Raw genomic sequence first — 15,593 nt, 5'->3', positions numbered from 1 at the left:
GATAGGTAAAAATATATGTCTCAATCTATTGTGCCAGCAGTCGAAGAAAAACAGCTCGATACTTCGCCGACATTAACTTTTGAAGAATACAGAGTTTATCAAAGCAATGACGATGTAAAATATGAATTGTACAAAGGCAAATTAATACCGATGGCAACGGCTAGCGCATTACATACAAGCATCTGCGAATTTTGGGTTTACAAATTGCAGCGTTACCTAGCTGAACAAAATCTCGATTTAGTCGTAAAAACTTCTGTGGGAGTCAGAACAGAAGATGCTACATCCCGCATTCCCGATGTAGTTGTTTGCACAGAAAGTTTGTGGCAACAAGTTCTTGCCAGACCCGGTTCTGGCATCTTAGACTTGAGCGAAACACCTTTATTTGTAGTAGAAGTAGTGAGCCAAGATCGGCGAGCAGATTATGTACTTAAACGAACAGAATACGAACAGGCTAACGTGCCGGAATATGTGATTGTTGATCCGACACAAAACAGACAGCGGGTGCGAGTTATGGCATTTCCCGAAGGTGATGACGTTTATACACAGGTAGATTACTTGCCGGGTGAGGAAATGGTATCTGTAGTATTTCCCAATCTGAGATTATCAGTCAATGAAATTTTAGATCCGCCATTGGTAGAAGGGTTAATTAAAGCCGAACAAGCTCAATTGCAGCAACTACAAACAGTCGAACAGCGTGCTGAAAGGTTGGCCGTGAGGTTACGAGAGTTGGGCGTAGATCCTGATGCTGTGTAGGAAATTGAATGAAGTACGTGAAGCGAAGCTATCTCGCAGGGAATCGCCCTTTCTCAGCTTCAATCATCTAGCGATAAATCGCGCAGGAAATAAAAGCGATCGCTTTGCGAATTGTCTCCTTTAATTCGTCCTGCATAACCTGTCAGCGGAGAAGAAAGTTCTACTAAAATTTCGTGCAACTCTTCGCGGGACAACTTCTTGGGTGGGTTAGACATTGAATACGCACCGCTAAGAGCATCGACACTGGCTCGTTCAGAACCAGAATTTTCGTGATACTTTTTCAGAATAGAAAGAACGTGCGATCGCACTTTAATTTCTTGTTCAACTTGCTCAATATATTTAGCAACTTCATCATCAGATTGTCCCGGTTTTAAGTATTCTTTCAGTTTAAATAAGTCCACCGAGTTAGGATAGTTGCTTTGCAGTTTAACCAGTTTTTCCAGCGTCTCAGGATTCATAATTGCCATACCGTGTACTTTTGCTGCATCCATAAGTTGAGGAGTGGGAATGCCAGGGCCAATAATCAACTTAGTTGCTTTTGCGAGTATTTCTTTATCTTTGAGCCGTAGCGTTCCTAAATTCAGCAATTGAACTGCTGTATCGTTAGGGATTTTTTTACCGGCTTTGCACTCGCCAACTAAGGGGTAAGGTTTTGAACACAATAAATCTAAGCCACCAGCACCACCTTTGTGAGCATAATCTATTGTAAACCCCAAAAACTCAAGGCTATCGCGCACTACAATTTCAAAGTCTGTTCCTGCTTGATAGTTGCTTTTATCTTTATCTAGTTCTTTGGTGCGATTTCCCAAAGCTGCTATGGTATTTATCCAAGATAAATCCCGTTTGATTGGTTTTACAGGCTTATCGCTACTCCCACCTAGAAACATTTTGATTTCTGCTTCTAGTTGTTGGGCTTTTGGATTGGTGGTGGATAAATGCACTAATGCACTTTGCAACTCTTCTAATTCTGGATGTTCTGGCGGTTCTAGTTTTTCCAGTTTTTGACGACGTTTAGCAAAGATATTATCGCTCAACACAGGCGTTGAATCAGTAACAGTTAAGGATTTTGGCAAAGATACAAAATTGCCGCTGGGATGCACTGGCATTTCCAGCGGCTGAGGTAGCAGATAAACCCGCAGGTAAGCTACAAAAATAAAAGGACGCTGCTGGAGAATTTGCTGTAATGCCTCTGTTTGCCAGATGGTTAACCGCGACAAAGCCTCTAATGATTCAGAATTGTTCAGTATTTGGCACAATTCGCACCTAGCCCAAGCTTTTATCAAAACTTTATCGGAATTTAACCGCTCCAGTGCCTTTTGAGCAAGTGGTAAAAAGCTTGATCGATAAAAGCGATCGCAAGGCAGATCACCTGAAATAATACCAGGATAAAGTGCATATTGTTCTCCCGGATTAAACATTCGCCAAACTAGCGCTGCGATAGTTCGCCCTTGGATTAAACCCGTTACATCTGGGGCCGGCAAACGGATAGCCCTGTCAAGGTTGACTAACGACATGAGAGTATTTGTGCCAATATGAAGTGAATAGTTTTTGCAGTGTTAATTAAACTCAGTGAGCAAATTGTCAATCGCCTCGTCTGTTTCTTCTTCTTCTGATAAATCAGAAAACATAAATTCTTCTGCCGTTACAGGTTCATCTTCAATCATATCGACCGGAACCTCATAAGAGGGATCGCTAAGAATCTCTTTAATTAACGGGTTGCTAACTCCCAGCATTTTATCGGCACCTTTCTGGGCAATAAATTGGAAAATTTCCTCTTCACTCACCCTATAGTCCACTTCCCGCTTCTTATGAACAGCCCGAATAGCTATCAGCGGTCTGATTTCCTCTTCTTTCAGTGGCACAAATTCACCGCCTTTTTGTCTAATTAGCGGTTCAAGATAGGTTGTCTCTAGGTATGTACTAATTTTTTTGGTGGTGGAACGAACCAAGCAACCGCGAGTCATACCAAAGGTTTCATAGTCATTTAATCTTTTTAATCCAGCGCCCAAGGCTTTGCCACCAGCATACTGAAGCACTGCCACTCCGATACTGATATCTTTGCCGTTTTCCTTCCCAATAACCTTAAAATTGATGTAATCATTTTTGCCTCCTTTTCGCGTGACTTTCTCTGTAACTTGTTCAACACTTACCCTTTCCACTATTTGACCAATCAAGGTCTGGAAGCCGAATAAAAGAGCATCAGCAAGCAGGTATGTCTGTTCTAAATAATCTCCAAGCTCTTCATCTAACTCTTTGGTGAAAGCAAGTTCGACTGGATTTAAAAGTTCTTTTTCCTTTGACTCTTTCCTATCAGTCAGAATAGGAGGATGACAGTTATCTTGACACCATTTCAAAACCTGTCGGATAGTTTCTCTTCCCTCACCAATTTCGCTGAGTTGGCTTTCTGTAAATGGATACACAGGAGTAGGAGGAATTAAATTTCGCAGTTCGTAATACTTTTTTAACCAACAAACAACTAAATCAATAATAGATTCCCGATTCATGTACTTTAAGTCAATTGGATTTCCATGAGTCGAAACCTTATTGTACACCCCACCGGGTAGCTGCTTAATTTTATTGCTCCATGAATCGGGCATCATGACGCTTAGAATCACACCGCGACTGAGATTTTGCAATAAATCTTTGATGAGTCCAGCAACGATTTGGCTGATATACAAACCGCTAATATCATCGTATGCCTCACTCGCATCTAACTCATCAAAACAAATGACAAGTTGGTTATACTCGCTAATCAAATCTAACATTTGCAAAACTGCATCAAAAGATTGTCGCTGGCTGGGTAATTCCAGTTCATTGGATTTGTAGTTAGCTAATTCTTGACCTTCTAACCATTTTATTGCATAAAGTGATTCCTCATCTGATAGAGTCCAAAATATTGCTTTGACAATATCAGGGTCGCTAACTTTTTTAGTTTTTATAAATGCTTTGGTCAGATCTTTTACCCATTTATTGACTTGCTTTGAACTGCCCTTTTCAAATTTTTTTACGAGTTCTTGAGACGAAAAAACTTTAGCCTCTGCTTTAGCAGCTTTTAAGCCCTGATTAACCATTGCTGTAGCTAGTTCTTGCCACTGTGTCACGCCTTGCCCGCCAACTTTTCCCAAACTTTCAGCTAAAATTCGCTGAAATTCTTGCTTGATTAGTCGCAGATCACCATATTTGTTGGCGTACACAAACAATCCTCCGCCTTGAGATTGCAATCGATGGCGAATGCGACTAATAATGTGGGTTTTACCTGTTCCGTCTTGAGCTGTTATAGCAATAGAAGTTGTTGAGTATTGACGTTTCTGAATGCACTCTAATGCTTGAAATACTGCATCAGAAGCATGGGAATTTATAGATTCAACATCAAAGAATTCTTTGCCCCAAACATCACCAGCATTAAGATAAGGATGTTTAGCAAATGGGTTTAGATCGAGCAGAGCAGCATGAATTTCTTCAAGTGAGGAAACAGGAGAGTTAGTCATGGTAATGTGTGTGAGGTAAAGAACTAAAAAAGTATTGAAGTCAATTTGCGGAACTTGTGCGTTTGGCGTAGTAGCGCATTCCGCCAAGTTTAGTCTTGATAGAATCTTCTGTCTTATCGAGCGTGATGTCTGTCATCTCACCACCTATGAGCTGAAAAATATCATTAGCCTGCATTTCCAACAGCCACTCATTGAACTCCGATCGCCCTACCATTTCCCCGATCGCCCGCCGCATCCGATAAATCGGCACTAAATCGTCTAAGTTATAATCCCGGTTCAAGGTGTCATACACATCGAGCGCCACAGCCTTAAAATCGTCATAGGATGCGATCGTCCCTACATCCCCCTTCCCCTTCTCAACCCGAACACTCGCCGCACTATCCTGATGCCGAATCCACTTCAACAAAGAATTTCCCAGCCGAGTACCAATTTGAGAACCATCAAACTCAAACAGAGAATCCTTACTTTTCAAGCCTTCGGCTAAAACTTCTTTCCCCTTCGCGCTCAATTCCACCATCGTCACCCGATTTACCAGCGAATACTCGATCGCCCCAGTCGCCTGCAACTCGCCGAGCACTTCCACATATTTCTGACTCGTCTCATTAGTCCGCACAATCCGCTTAGTCAAATCCCCCTTTTTCACCATCATTTTGCCGCCCCCCAAATCCCACAAATTCAGCAGCACCCGAACTTTCGCCTTCGCATCCCAAACCGCTTGCTCTTCCGGTGTCAAAGTCTTAGACACCGCAATTTCATCTTTCTCAGACATATTCATACCTTTAAATACTTGTTCTTAGTATCAAATTTTATCATAAATCTTGCTGACAAACATTTCAACTTTTCATCAAAATCTCGCCCAACGCTGTACACAACTTAGGCAAATTTAATTTTAAAATAATTGTTATTGACTAAAAGGAAATCGTTTGATAGAATACCTAATCTAACGAGCGATCGCACTTCAAATTCTCCACAGCAAATGCGATGAAACAACCTGAAGCACAGCCCGCTTTACTCTAGCAAACTCAACAAATATAGCGATCCCAACCTTATTCAACCACCTGCAACCCAGCTTAACTGCGACTTTAGTTCAATGCCAGATTCAGCCTTTAGAAAGACGAATTCAACTTAAACATCTTGTTACATTGCAAAGGCAATCAAAACATTGAACAACATTTTACCCATGAAAACTATTCCCGACCAAATTTCCAACATCAAAGAAAAACTTCCCGACGTTACTCCGACCCCTCCCGGTTTAAAAGCTCAAGCATCTAGCCACGACCTCAAAGCTCGTTTAGATTGGGGCGAACCCGGACTCACAATCATTGACGCCCGTGATTTTGAAAGCTTCACCAAAAGCCACATTACCGGCGCTGTAATGATGCCAATGGACGAATTAGTCGCCCGAGCACAATCGAGTTTAGAACCAATCCGCGATATCTACATCTACGGCGAAAACGACCAACAAACCGCCGAAGCTGCCAATCTTCTCCGTGCAGCAGGCTTTCAAAAAGTAGCCGAACTAAAAGGCGGAATTCCTGCTTGGAAAGCCATTGACGGCCCCATTGACGGTGCTCTCGAACACGATACTCCCGGCCCCGACGCCTACAACGTTTTCTCTCGCTTGCAACACCACGCCGAAGCTCAGAAAATCAACAAATAATATCAATTCCCGTTGCACCGGAATGATTGTTGACTGTTGAGTGTTGACGGTTGACTGTCAGTCAAAAAACTGAATGATTTTTGAGTGTTGACTGTTGACTAGATTTTATTATTCCGATGCAACCGGAAACGATATAATCTCAGATTTGTGGCAGGAGTCGCCCACAGAATCTGACACTTAATAAACCCGGTATCGCAAAAGTTACCGGGTTTTTCAATCAGAACTTATACCCCAATACGCTTGGGTTAAAACTGTTTATTCCCCGGAGATCCCCCTAAATCCCCTTTAAGAAGGGGAGTAGGGGTTGACTTTGAGTAACTTCTTGTCCCCACCTTCTTAAGGGGGGCTAGGGGGGATCGGGCTTAACTGAACCATATTGACTTATACCAAATCCTGCCTCAATTTTCTTAGTTCTTACAGACTGACTTGCTTTGTATAGCCTAGGTTTCAACGGGAGCATCTCATATTTGTAAAAACACTTCTTCTGCCTCCTTCCTTCTTCCTCTTTTCTCCTGGCTCCTGACTCCTGACTCCTAACTCCAATTTCTAGCTTGGCTGCAAAAGTGAGATGCTCCCGTTTCAACCGCCGACTCTTAACTTCCTGCCATCCAAATATGCCTTAACTTCCCCAAACATTAAGCGGTTTGCATCAAAAGTAATCCGTTTAACAGCTTCCTCAAAAGAAAGCCAAGCAGAATTTTGAACTTCCTCCTCTTGCAAAACAACTTCCATCGAATTGACAAAACCTAAAAAGTAAGTCACAGTCTTTTCAATCGGCTCCCCATCCTTAACAAAAGAATAGTGTTCCGTAAAACTCGGCTCATCCAGCATTTCAAAATCCGATATACCAGTTTCCTCCAGAAATTCCCGCCTTGCCGTTTCCGCAGCAGATTCCCCCGGATTCGCGTGACCTTTCGGAAACGCCCAATGTCCCGCTTGATGTTGAATCAACAAAAACAAAGCATCAGCTTCGTTTCCAAAAATTGGCACAATCCCAAAACATTCATCTTTCATTTGTCTGATATTTCCTATTAACTATTATGTTTTTTTAGTCCGCGTAAGCGAACTTAATTTGGGTAGAGGCGATTTCAATCCCCGAGTCTCGGAAATTCCCACCCTAACCGAGTCGGCTGTTCATAAACCCGCTTCAAAGTATTAACATCCCTCGGTGAAATAGGCGGAGGATTTCTCACCTGAGAAAAATAAAGCACATCAGTTTCCATCATACTGTGGCCCCAAATTCCCAAAGCGTGACCCAACTCGTGCCGCGCCGTCGCCGGAATATACTTACCCACTTGAGTCGGATTCAAATAAACCGAAAACCGATGAGATAACACAGTTTTATCTCCATCGCGACGGGCATATAATTCATAGGTAGCCTCTCCAGAGCGCGATCGCAAAACCCCTTGACGCAAAGGCGGAGCCCGACGTAAAATCCTAATATCAGCCACCTCCGAACTATCAACCACTTCCAAAGGCAAATAAACCCCCCATTCCCGCACCACATCCAACACAGCCGCTACCCATTCTTCAGACCTATTAGCATCAACGGGACGCTCAACATAAACCTGAATCGGAAACTTCGACCACAGCAAATGACCGAAATTCGGTGGCTTAACCTGGTCAAAATAATCACCACTATCCGTCGAATCTTGCCAATTCGCCAGCGTTGGCGGCAAAGGATGAACCTGTGGATTCGGCAAACTATTCGGGAGAGGAGAAAGACTCGCCGCCGGAGTATTAATCTGACTAAAAATTATCAGGCTAAAACAACATAAAGCCAATCCCAAACCAGCCAGCAATCGAGGTTTTACCGTAACTTTCCCCAACCGCATTTTTGCAACCGCACTTAAATTTCATCTTTAGGGCGGGCTAGAAGCCCACCCCACACTATTTATTTATGTGGCACGGGTGTCTCGCCCGTGAGCTAATGTGGCACGGGCGTCTCGCCCGTGAGCTATCGAATCTTATAACTTAGGCGTCAACCAACCAGCACTCAAAATCACAGTCAAACCCATAAAAACAATAGACAGACCCCAAGTAATCCGGTTCAAACTCGTTTCTGCACTCTTGGCGCTGGTAAACAATTGAGCTTGTCCGCCAATCCCTCCAATACCATCGCCTTTAGGACTGTGCAGCAACACAAAAACCACAAGTCCTAAAGCAGACAAAGACCAGATAACTTGTAACACAGAAACAATATTCATAATCAGGGGTAATTGGTAATTAGTAATCGGTAATTTATTATCATATCAAATTCGGTCGATCGCCCGGAATTTATGCAGGGACACTCCAAGAGCCTATTGGTGTCAACTTAACGTCAAACCCGCAGTCCGGCAGGGAATTCATTCCCTGCCTCAAAGCGAAAGTCCTCTTAAGAGGACTGAAAAGAAGAATTTTTGGTACTGCTGAATCCAAGTATGATTTTGCCGGATGGGGTAATTCTAAGTGCTTACGCTGTCAGCAGTGGGGCAAGCACGGGGGAATTGCCCCTACAAATTTCATACCCCAATTCAGCAACGCCGAATTTTTAAACTCATTAGTCCTCTTGAGAGGACTTTCGCTATTAGACAGGGAATTCATTCCCTGGCGGACTACCGGATAGGCGGGAGGACTGGGCGGATGACAGCTTAAATTAACACCAATGCACGGCGCCGCCTTTGTCCCTACTGCTGCGTTCCTACTACAATCGGACTCGCACAGGAGTGCGATTGGCGCGAACTTCAAACTCAGCCGATCGAATCATAGAACGTCCCGTCATCTCGGGGGGCTGAGGCAACCTCAACAGCTCCAAAATTGTCGGCGCAATATCCGCCAAACAACCATCCGTCCTCAGAGGAACATCCGTTCCGTGACCCGGAATCTTCAGACCTTCACCTTCTACCAGAATAAACGGCACCGGATTAGTAGTGTGAGCCGTCCAGGGATTCCCGTCCTCGTCAAACATCTGCTCAGCATTTCCGTGGTCAGCAATAATAATTGCCGTTCCCCCAGCTTTACTAATGGCGCTCAACAGCCGCCCCAAACATTTATCAACAGTTTCGATCGCAATTATCGTCGCATCCATCATCCCAGTATGTCCAACCATATCCGGGTTAGCGTAGTTAATCACCACAAACGAATAGATGCCTCTTTCCAAAGCCGTCACCACCCCATCCGTCACCATATCCGCCGACATCTGGGGCGCCTCATCGTAAGTCGCCACCATCGGGCTCTGCACCAACTCCCGGTGTTCTCCTAAAAAAGGCTCTTCCAGACCCCCATTAAAAAAATAAGTCACATGAGCGTACTTTTCTGTTTCCGCTGTCCGCAACTGCTGCAAACCGTGCTTAGAAATCACCTCGCCCAGAATATTGTTCAAATTCTGCGGTTCAAAAGCCACCATTACCGAGAGTTTCGGGTCGTACTGAGTAAAAGTCGCAAACGCCAGCGGCTCAATTAACTGCCGTTCAAACCCCTTAAAATCCGGCGCCACAAAAGCCTGAGTCAATTCTCTAGCCCTGTCCGGGCGAAAATTGAAGAAAATTACCCCATCGCCGGATGACACCGCCCCCGGAGCAATCCGAGTCGGAACAGCAAACTCGTCGGTCACTCCTTCAGCATAGGAGGCCTGCAACACATCCATAGCTGATCGACCATCTGGAGCACCCTCAGTCGTCATCACCTCGTAAGCACGCTGCACCCGATCCCAGCGCTTGTCCCTGTCCATCGCGTAGTAGCGGCCGCTAATGGTCGCAATCCTACCGACCCCTACCTCTGCGATATAACTTTCAATCTTGCCTAGAGCTTCGACACCCTCTTTCGGAGTAGTATCACGACCGTCTGTAATCGCGTGAATGCAAACATCAGAAATTCCCTGTGCCTTTGCTAATTGCAGCAAACCCTTAATATGACTGAGATGGGAATGAACCCCACCTTCAGAACAAAGACCAGTCAGGTGCAACTTGCCACCCGTGGCGCGGACTTTCTCGCAAAGCTCAACCAGCGCCCGGTTGTTGAGCAAAGAACCGTCTTCGACAGCATCCGAGATCCGCACCAACTCTTGAGGAACCACGCGGCCCGCGCCCAGATTCAAGTGACCAACCTCTGAGTTACCCATTTGTCCGTCTGGCAGCCCTACAGCCCGGCCGGAAGTGTGAATCAGAGTTCTGGGATAAGCGGCCCAGAGACTGTCCATCACGGGTGTTTTTGCAGCGGCGATCGCATTTCCGTCTTTTTCTTCACGATAACCCCAGCCGTCTAGAATAATCAGCACTACAGGAGATACAGACGCTTGTGCCATGCGAATACCTTATTTACAATAATTAATTTCTCGATTTTCATGATTTCCGATTTGGCGGAACAATTTCCGCTAATCAGTTTACATATTTTCTAAGATCCGGCGGAACAAAGCCAACCTAAAGTCCCTTAGCCACAGCATTGTGGGAACTAATTTCGACCTGATTTGGGAATTGTTTAATTGATTGCCTTGCCCTGTACTCTGAATGCACATTCGGAGGCTGTTACCGATCTCACCAACAGCGACCCTGCTTTTGCCGCCGCATTTTCACCAATTGTTCAACGGTAGGTTGCTATTGAAACACTAAGAAGATTACCACAGATGGCGGACTTTGACTACTGCCTTAAGGAATAGATTAAAAAGCTTTGAGTGGGCTGGGAATAACGTTCAACGAGTTGAGCAAAAATCGGTTTCCGAATCGGCTCACTTTCAGCGGACATAAAATTCTACAACATCTTTTTTAATTTTGACATCGTAATTGCCAAAGAAATCGTGACCGAGCAGACCTATTGGCATTTGTTTGGCGATCGCCACTTCGACATTTTGGATCACAGCACCCCCAACCCGCATCGATCGCACTACGCCGATCGGGAACTCGACAACGCTACCATCAGCGATCCCCGCTCTCACGGTACGCACCGGCCTCACTCCCAGTGCAGTAGCCATCTGCTGAGAAATCAAAGTCCCGCTCGCCCCGGTATCGAGAATCATCTCAAAAGTCTTGTTGCCGTTAAATACCACATCAATCACCGGCGTCCCGCCTGCGCGGCGCTTGATTTTAGCTTGAAATACCTGTGGATTCCCCGGTGGCTTCGCCCGTTGGTTGGCTGGGGGTTTGGCACCAGGATTGGATGGGTTCCAAAACTGAGAGTACAATTTGCCAGTTGTGAATCCCGATCCCGTTATAGTGGGATTCCCTTCGGGATAGCTGCGCCGCGCGTGCTGCTGGGAACTCCCATCGGGCACCAATGTCATCACCTGGGTTTCTGGCTGATGTGAATCAGAATGCACCTCGCCACCCCCCACCGAACCCAAACCCACCAAAACGGTGGCAAAAACAAAGCCCGATCGCCAAATCCGCTTGAGAATCACTTTTGCCATTATCTAAATACCTTAATTAATTCAATATGTCGAACAACGACCGCCACTGATATCCTAACTTGATCCACAAAACCGATCGCCCGAAGATCCCGATCTGATCATCACGAAAACTTGGCAATTTTCAAGCGATCGCATAACATCGAACACAGATAAACTTATAAACGGCAACAGACTGTAATTGCACAGCCTTGTTGGATATCTTGAAATTAAGGATTTGGGGGCGATCGCCAATGCACAAACTTTTATATTTTGCAACTATAGGACTACTAGCTTTCTCGATCGCAGGCTGTGGTGGCGATGGCAGCAACACAGCCAGCCCCAGCCCCAGCCCGAGTGCAGCCTCTCCGTCTCCGGCAGCCTCTGCCAGCCCCACCCCAGGAACTCAGACATTCCAGTCTCCAGTAGTAGCGGCCCAGCCTCCAGGGTTAATTCGATCGACCAACCCAGACGAACGAGCAAGACAGGCTCAAACAGGCATCGGCAACAAAAAGGACAGGAATCCAACGCTTCCGCTTCAGCCGGTGCCCCAAGGCCCTGTGACAGCCAATCCTTCTCAGTTAGATCCCTTTGGGCCGCTGCCGCCGATCGCATTACAAATCCCTGGAGGAGCCAGCGGAGCGGGCGGGACTATCTCAGAAATCCCCAAACTGCCACAGCGACAAGTTGCCGTGCTACCCCAACTTCCTGAGTTATTGGCTCCCCCCCCAATTAACAGGCCTAATCAGACGGTTACTATCGCCAGGCGACCCACGGGCGGTCGATCGGGCGCTCAGCCTGTACCAGGTCGATCGGGAGGCCCTTTACTTCCCGGAGGTGATGGGGGGCAAATTGGCTCGCCTCCCCTAGTTCCAGGGCTAACTGCTCCTCGGTTAGGTGGCGGTGGCGGTGGCAGAAATGGTTCCTTACCCGGAGGCACCGGGGGACAAATTGGCTCGCCGCCCCTAGTTCCGGGGCTAGCTGCTCCTCAGTTAGGTCGTACTCGTACATCTCCGCCTGGACTCGAACCAATAGCAGCTAGACCTCTAGGAGTGCCGAATCTGCCGGAACTGCCAGTAGACAAGCGCCCCCCCCAATGGAGAGACCCCAATGCCAGGGTAGGAAGAGGTACTGACACCCGTCCTCCCGGAACTACTGGGCCAATAGCAAGTAGACCCCAAGATGGGCGGAATCCGCAGACTCGCCGTCCAGGACCCCCGCGCCCGCCCCAACCAATAGCAGCGAGACCCATAGGAGTGCCGGATCTGCCGGAACTGCCAGTAGACAAGCGCCCGCCCCAGTGGGTAGACCCCAATCCGCCGCCTCCTCCCGTCATCCCAGTAGTTCCGCCACCGCCTTCTACTGACCTCGCCACAGGCACTGAAGTCAGCGGGGTGGTAAAAGTCGGGAGCGAGACGCAAGTGATTGTCAAAGTACCGAATGAACCAACCAGCCGATATGTCAAAGTCGGGCAGCGGCTGTCTAACGGGCAAGTGTTGGTGAAGCGGGTCGATCTCAAGCAAGGAGGAGATCCGATCGTGATTCTGGAGGAAAACGGCGTTGAGGTAGCCAAAGGTGTTGGCGAAAAACCCGCCAGTCGCCAGCCACAACCAGCCAATGCAGTTATTAGCCGTCTCCCAAATCCGAATAGCTCAGCGCGACGCTGAAAATTGACAGTAAAGCAGGAAAAATGCTAAAGGCAAAAATTAGAGTTTTTGCCTTTTTGCATTTAGGGCAGATCTCGAACCTGAAGGTAAAATTAGTAGAGGGATGAAAAAATAGAGGACTTTTCAGTGAGTATTAGCTTCTAGAAAATCCCTATTAGTAATTGAAGTTAAAGGAGATTGATCATGCTCGGTTCAATTCAAAAATTAGGGATGGTGATATTAGTTGCTTCTTGTATCGGCAGCGCCACTAATCTCTTGAATCCCCAGCCATCAATGGCTCAACCAAAACCAGAGAAAAAACCCGAAGAAGGAAAACGCCCTCCATTCTGCCAAGGAAACCCTCCTACGGGGAGAGTGAAATGCAATTACGAGGGAGGCGATAACTACGAGGGAAATTTCGTCAACGGCCTGCCCGACGGCAGTGGAGTCTACGTGTACGCTAATGGCGATCGCTACGAAGGAAATTTTCGGAATGGAGTGCCAAATGGTAGAGGGACATTCATTTTTAAAGATGATGCCCGCTACACAGGCGTGTTCCAAGACGGCACAATGAGATCGGGGACGGTCGTTTTTCCCAACGGCGAGCGCTACGTCGGAGAGTTCGCAGTCGTCAGGAACGTTCAGACTGATGCCATTAGCAGCCAACCTGCAGGGCGGGGTCAATTTTTTTACTCGAATGGCGATCGCTATGAAGGACAATTCTTTGCAGGCTCGCCCTTTGGCCCGGGGGTATTGGTGCGGGTAGACGGCACTCGCTGTTCCGGCAGATTTTTCAATCAAGAACTTGACGCTAGTGTCACCTGCACTTTCCCCAACGGTACGCGCTATGAGGGAGAATTGCGAAAGGGAGTGCCTCACGGTGTCGGAACGATGATCGATGCTAGCGGTAGACGCTTTCCGGGGGTATTTCGCAACGGCAAGCCCGGAGTTTCGTAAAGGATAAATGATTGAGGTTTTCCGCCAACTTTTGACAACAAATGGGACAAAAGACAAAGCACAGAAGAAGATAATATCTAACAGCGCATAGGAGCAAGTTGATTGATGATTTCCCGTTCTTGGACCAGTGGAATCGCTTTATTAGTTGCATCAGTGTTGGGAATTGGTAGTTACGCGACTTATCCCTTGCCCTCAATGGCGCAAGGAACAGAAGCTAAAACCGGTCGCTGCGTGCCAGCTATCCCTACAGGTAGAGTTAGGTGCGATTATGACAGCGGTGATAGCTACATCGGACAGTTCGTTAACGGTTTGCCCAGTGGCACTGGGGTATACGTATATTCCAACGGCGATCGCTATGAGGGGCAGTTCCGTCTGGGCAAACCAAATGGTCGAGGACAATTTATATTTAAGGACGACGCCCGCGTCGAGGGCCTATTCCGAGATGGCAAAATCAGCTCCGGGACAGCTATTTTTACTAATGGCGATCGCTATATAGGGTCGTTTTCTCTTGATCAAAAAGTAGGCGTGCCCACGGGACAAGGGCAATTCATTTTTGCTAATGGCGATCGCTTTGTGGGTCAATTTTTAGGGGGCAAGCCTTTAGGTACGGGAGCGTTCACCCGGGCTGACGGCAGTCGGTGTTCGGGACAGTTCTATACTCAAGAACTTGATGGCAAGGGTAACTGTTCGTTCTCCAACGGTATCCGCTATCAGGGAGAGTTACGCAAGGGATTGCCTCACGGCAAAGGCACAATTATCGATACCAGAGGGCGGCGACTTCCGGGAGTATTCCGTCAGGGCCAGCGGGTAGAGCAATAAACTGGGAATAAGTGCGATCTATTAGTAAGGGCAGGTTGAGGGCTAATAATTTTTGCACAAAACCTGCCCTTGCTAGGTTTTAAAGTCAAAACTATTGATAATTTATTACCAGCTTTTTCTCAAGCGAATTGCTAATCTTAAATATCCACTTAATGGAGTTAATGGAGGCGTTTTGATATGACAACTACTGCTTCTGCTTCCGGCCGCACCGGCCAGTTTCCCTTCGACTTTGCCCCGCAGCGGACTCAAGATGCTGATTTGTTGCGACAACTCAATTTTGTGCCCGGCTTGAAGGAAATATTGGCTTTGCGCCAAGTTCATGCTTTGGAACACGCTACTGTTTGGGTACTCAGCCAATCAGTTGGTGCGACCACAGCAAGAACCGATAATGAGTTATTGGGCGGGATGTCCACAGACCAAGGGTTTTATCTTTATGGCCACGTTAACATTGCACAGTTGCGTCAGGCAGTGCGCGAGGCTTTGCAGCGGATTGCCAGCGGAGAGTGGGATTTAGCTGTACATCCCCGCTGTGGCACGAATTTGTCGGTGGCAATGCTGCTAACGGCAGGACTTGCTGTCGGCATCAATTTAGCCCTGCCTCGCGGGCCCATTCTGCAACTGTTAGGTTTGGGTGCAGCGGCGGCGGCGGCAGCTCAGTTAGCTCCTGATGTGGGTTCTCTAGCTCAGCGGTACGTCACAACGGCTATTCCGTTTAATTTGAGTGTTGTTGATATTACTGTAAGTCACGACTTCTGGGGACGCGAAGCTCATTTTGTGCGGGTGCGTTGGGTTGAATAGCTGCACAGTATCAAGCCCGATCGATAGATATAACTCATCGGGAGCGTGTCACTTTTGCGATGAGTATAAATACTCATGAACCCCACCATGACTTTTTTACCGATCATCAGTATAAT

14 protein-coding genes are annotated in these 15,593 nt (G+C 46.9%); 6 read left to right on the top strand and 8 right to left on the bottom strand.

Features of this window, described 5'->3' with window-relative positions; translation table 11 throughout:
• Positions 1 to 15: 15 nt before the first annotated feature.
• Positions 16 to 753, top strand: a complete 738-nt coding sequence (locus QUA04_RS16845; RefSeq protein WP_333258444.1) for a Uma2 family endonuclease — start codon at positions 16 to 18, stop codon at positions 751 to 753.
• Between the two features lie 59 nt (positions 754 to 812).
• On the opposite strand, the gene QUA04_RS16840 is transcribed toward QUA04_RS16845, so the two are convergent.
• The 3 genes from QUA04_RS16840 to QUA04_RS16830 are packed head-to-tail and all read right to left on the bottom strand — an operon-like array spanning position 813 to position 5,010.
• Positions 813 to 2,267 carry a DUF1802 family protein gene (locus QUA04_RS16840; protein ID WP_333258443.1) on the bottom strand — a complete coding sequence of 485 codons (1,455 nt, stop codon included), beginning with the start codon at positions 2,265 to 2,267 and terminating at the stop codon, positions 813 to 815.
• A 42-nt stretch (positions 2,268 to 2,309) separates the two neighbouring features.
• Positions 2,310 to 4,241, bottom strand: coding sequence for a P-loop NTPase fold protein (locus QUA04_RS16835; RefSeq protein WP_333258442.1), 1,932 nt, complete (start codon positions 4,239 to 4,241; stop codon positions 2,310 to 2,312).
• A gap of 40 nt (positions 4,242 to 4,281) precedes the next feature.
• Positions 4,282 to 5,010: a hypothetical protein gene (locus QUA04_RS16830; RefSeq protein ID WP_333258441.1), complete on the bottom strand. Its 729-nt coding sequence runs from the start codon at positions 5,008 to 5,010 to the stop codon at positions 4,282 to 4,284.
• Between the two features lie 411 nt (positions 5,011 to 5,421).
• Here QUA04_RS16830 and QUA04_RS16825 point away from each other — a divergent pair, with 411 nt between their 5' ends.
• Positions 5,422 to 5,901, top strand: coding sequence for a rhodanese-like domain-containing protein (locus QUA04_RS16825; protein WP_333258440.1), 480 nt, complete (start codon positions 5,422 to 5,424; stop codon positions 5,899 to 5,901).
• Between the two features lie 579 nt (positions 5,902 to 6,480).
• Here the strand turns inward: QUA04_RS16825 and QUA04_RS16820 are convergent.
• The 5 genes from QUA04_RS16820 to QUA04_RS16800 form a co-directional block, all read right to left on the bottom strand.
• Positions 6,481 to 6,915, bottom strand: coding sequence for an NUDIX domain-containing protein (locus QUA04_RS16820; protein WP_333258439.1), 435 nt, complete (start codon positions 6,913 to 6,915; stop codon positions 6,481 to 6,483).
• 74 nt (positions 6,916 to 6,989) lie between these two features.
• Positions 6,990 to 7,736, bottom strand: coding sequence for a peptidase (locus QUA04_RS16815; RefSeq protein WP_333258438.1), 747 nt, complete (start codon positions 7,734 to 7,736; stop codon positions 6,990 to 6,992).
• A 132-nt stretch (positions 7,737 to 7,868) separates the two neighbouring features.
• Positions 7,869 to 8,108, bottom strand: coding sequence for a preprotein translocase subunit SecG (gene secG / locus QUA04_RS16810; protein ID WP_332957461.1), 240 nt, complete (start codon positions 8,106 to 8,108; stop codon positions 7,869 to 7,871).
• Between the two features lie 476 nt (positions 8,109 to 8,584).
• Positions 8,585 to 10,183 carry a 2,3-bisphosphoglycerate-independent phosphoglycerate mutase gene (gpmI, locus tag QUA04_RS16805; protein WP_333258437.1) on the bottom strand — a complete coding sequence of 533 codons (1,599 nt, stop codon included), beginning with the start codon at positions 10,181 to 10,183 and terminating at the stop codon, positions 8,585 to 8,587.
• Between the two features lie 426 nt (positions 10,184 to 10,609).
• Entirely contained in the window at positions 10,610 to 11,281 is a 672-nt protein-coding gene (locus tag QUA04_RS16800; RefSeq protein ID WP_333258436.1) for a retropepsin-like aspartic protease, read from the bottom strand.
• Between the two features lie 230 nt (positions 11,282 to 11,511).
• On the opposite strand from QUA04_RS16800, the gene QUA04_RS16795 reads away from it, so the two are divergent.
• From QUA04_RS16795 to QUA04_RS16780, 4 genes are all read left to right on the top strand, one after another.
• Complete coding sequence (locus tag QUA04_RS16795; RefSeq protein WP_333258435.1) at positions 11,512 to 12,924, top strand: hypothetical protein; 1,413 nt, start codon at positions 11,512 to 11,514, stop codon at positions 12,922 to 12,924.
• A gap of 183 nt (positions 12,925 to 13,107) precedes the next feature.
• The gene (locus QUA04_RS16790) at positions 13,108 to 13,860 is read left to right on the top strand and encodes an MORN motif-containing protein (RefSeq protein WP_333258434.1); all 753 of its coding nucleotides are present in this window, start codon (positions 13,108 to 13,110) and stop codon (positions 13,858 to 13,860) included.
• A gap of 105 nt (positions 13,861 to 13,965) precedes the next feature.
• Positions 13,966 to 14,679, top strand: a complete 714-nt coding sequence (locus tag QUA04_RS16785; RefSeq protein ID WP_333258433.1) for an MORN motif-containing protein — start codon at positions 13,966 to 13,968, stop codon at positions 14,677 to 14,679.
• Positions 14,680 to 14,856: 177 nt separating this feature from the next.
• Positions 14,857 to 15,477, top strand: a complete 621-nt coding sequence (locus QUA04_RS16780) for a DUF6391 domain-containing protein (RefSeq protein WP_333258432.1) — start codon at positions 14,857 to 14,859, stop codon at positions 15,475 to 15,477.
• The last annotated feature ends 116 nt before the right edge of the window (positions 15,478 to 15,593 follow it).

Origin of the sequence: Microcoleus sp. S13_C5 (assembly GCF_036700845.1) — a bacterium.
Classification (GTDB): domain Bacteria; phylum Cyanobacteriota; class Cyanobacteriia; order Cyanobacteriales; family Microcoleaceae; genus Microcoleus.
The sequence above is the reverse complement of the archived record's forward strand: the minus strand, read 5'-3'. Positions and strand labels throughout refer to the sequence as shown.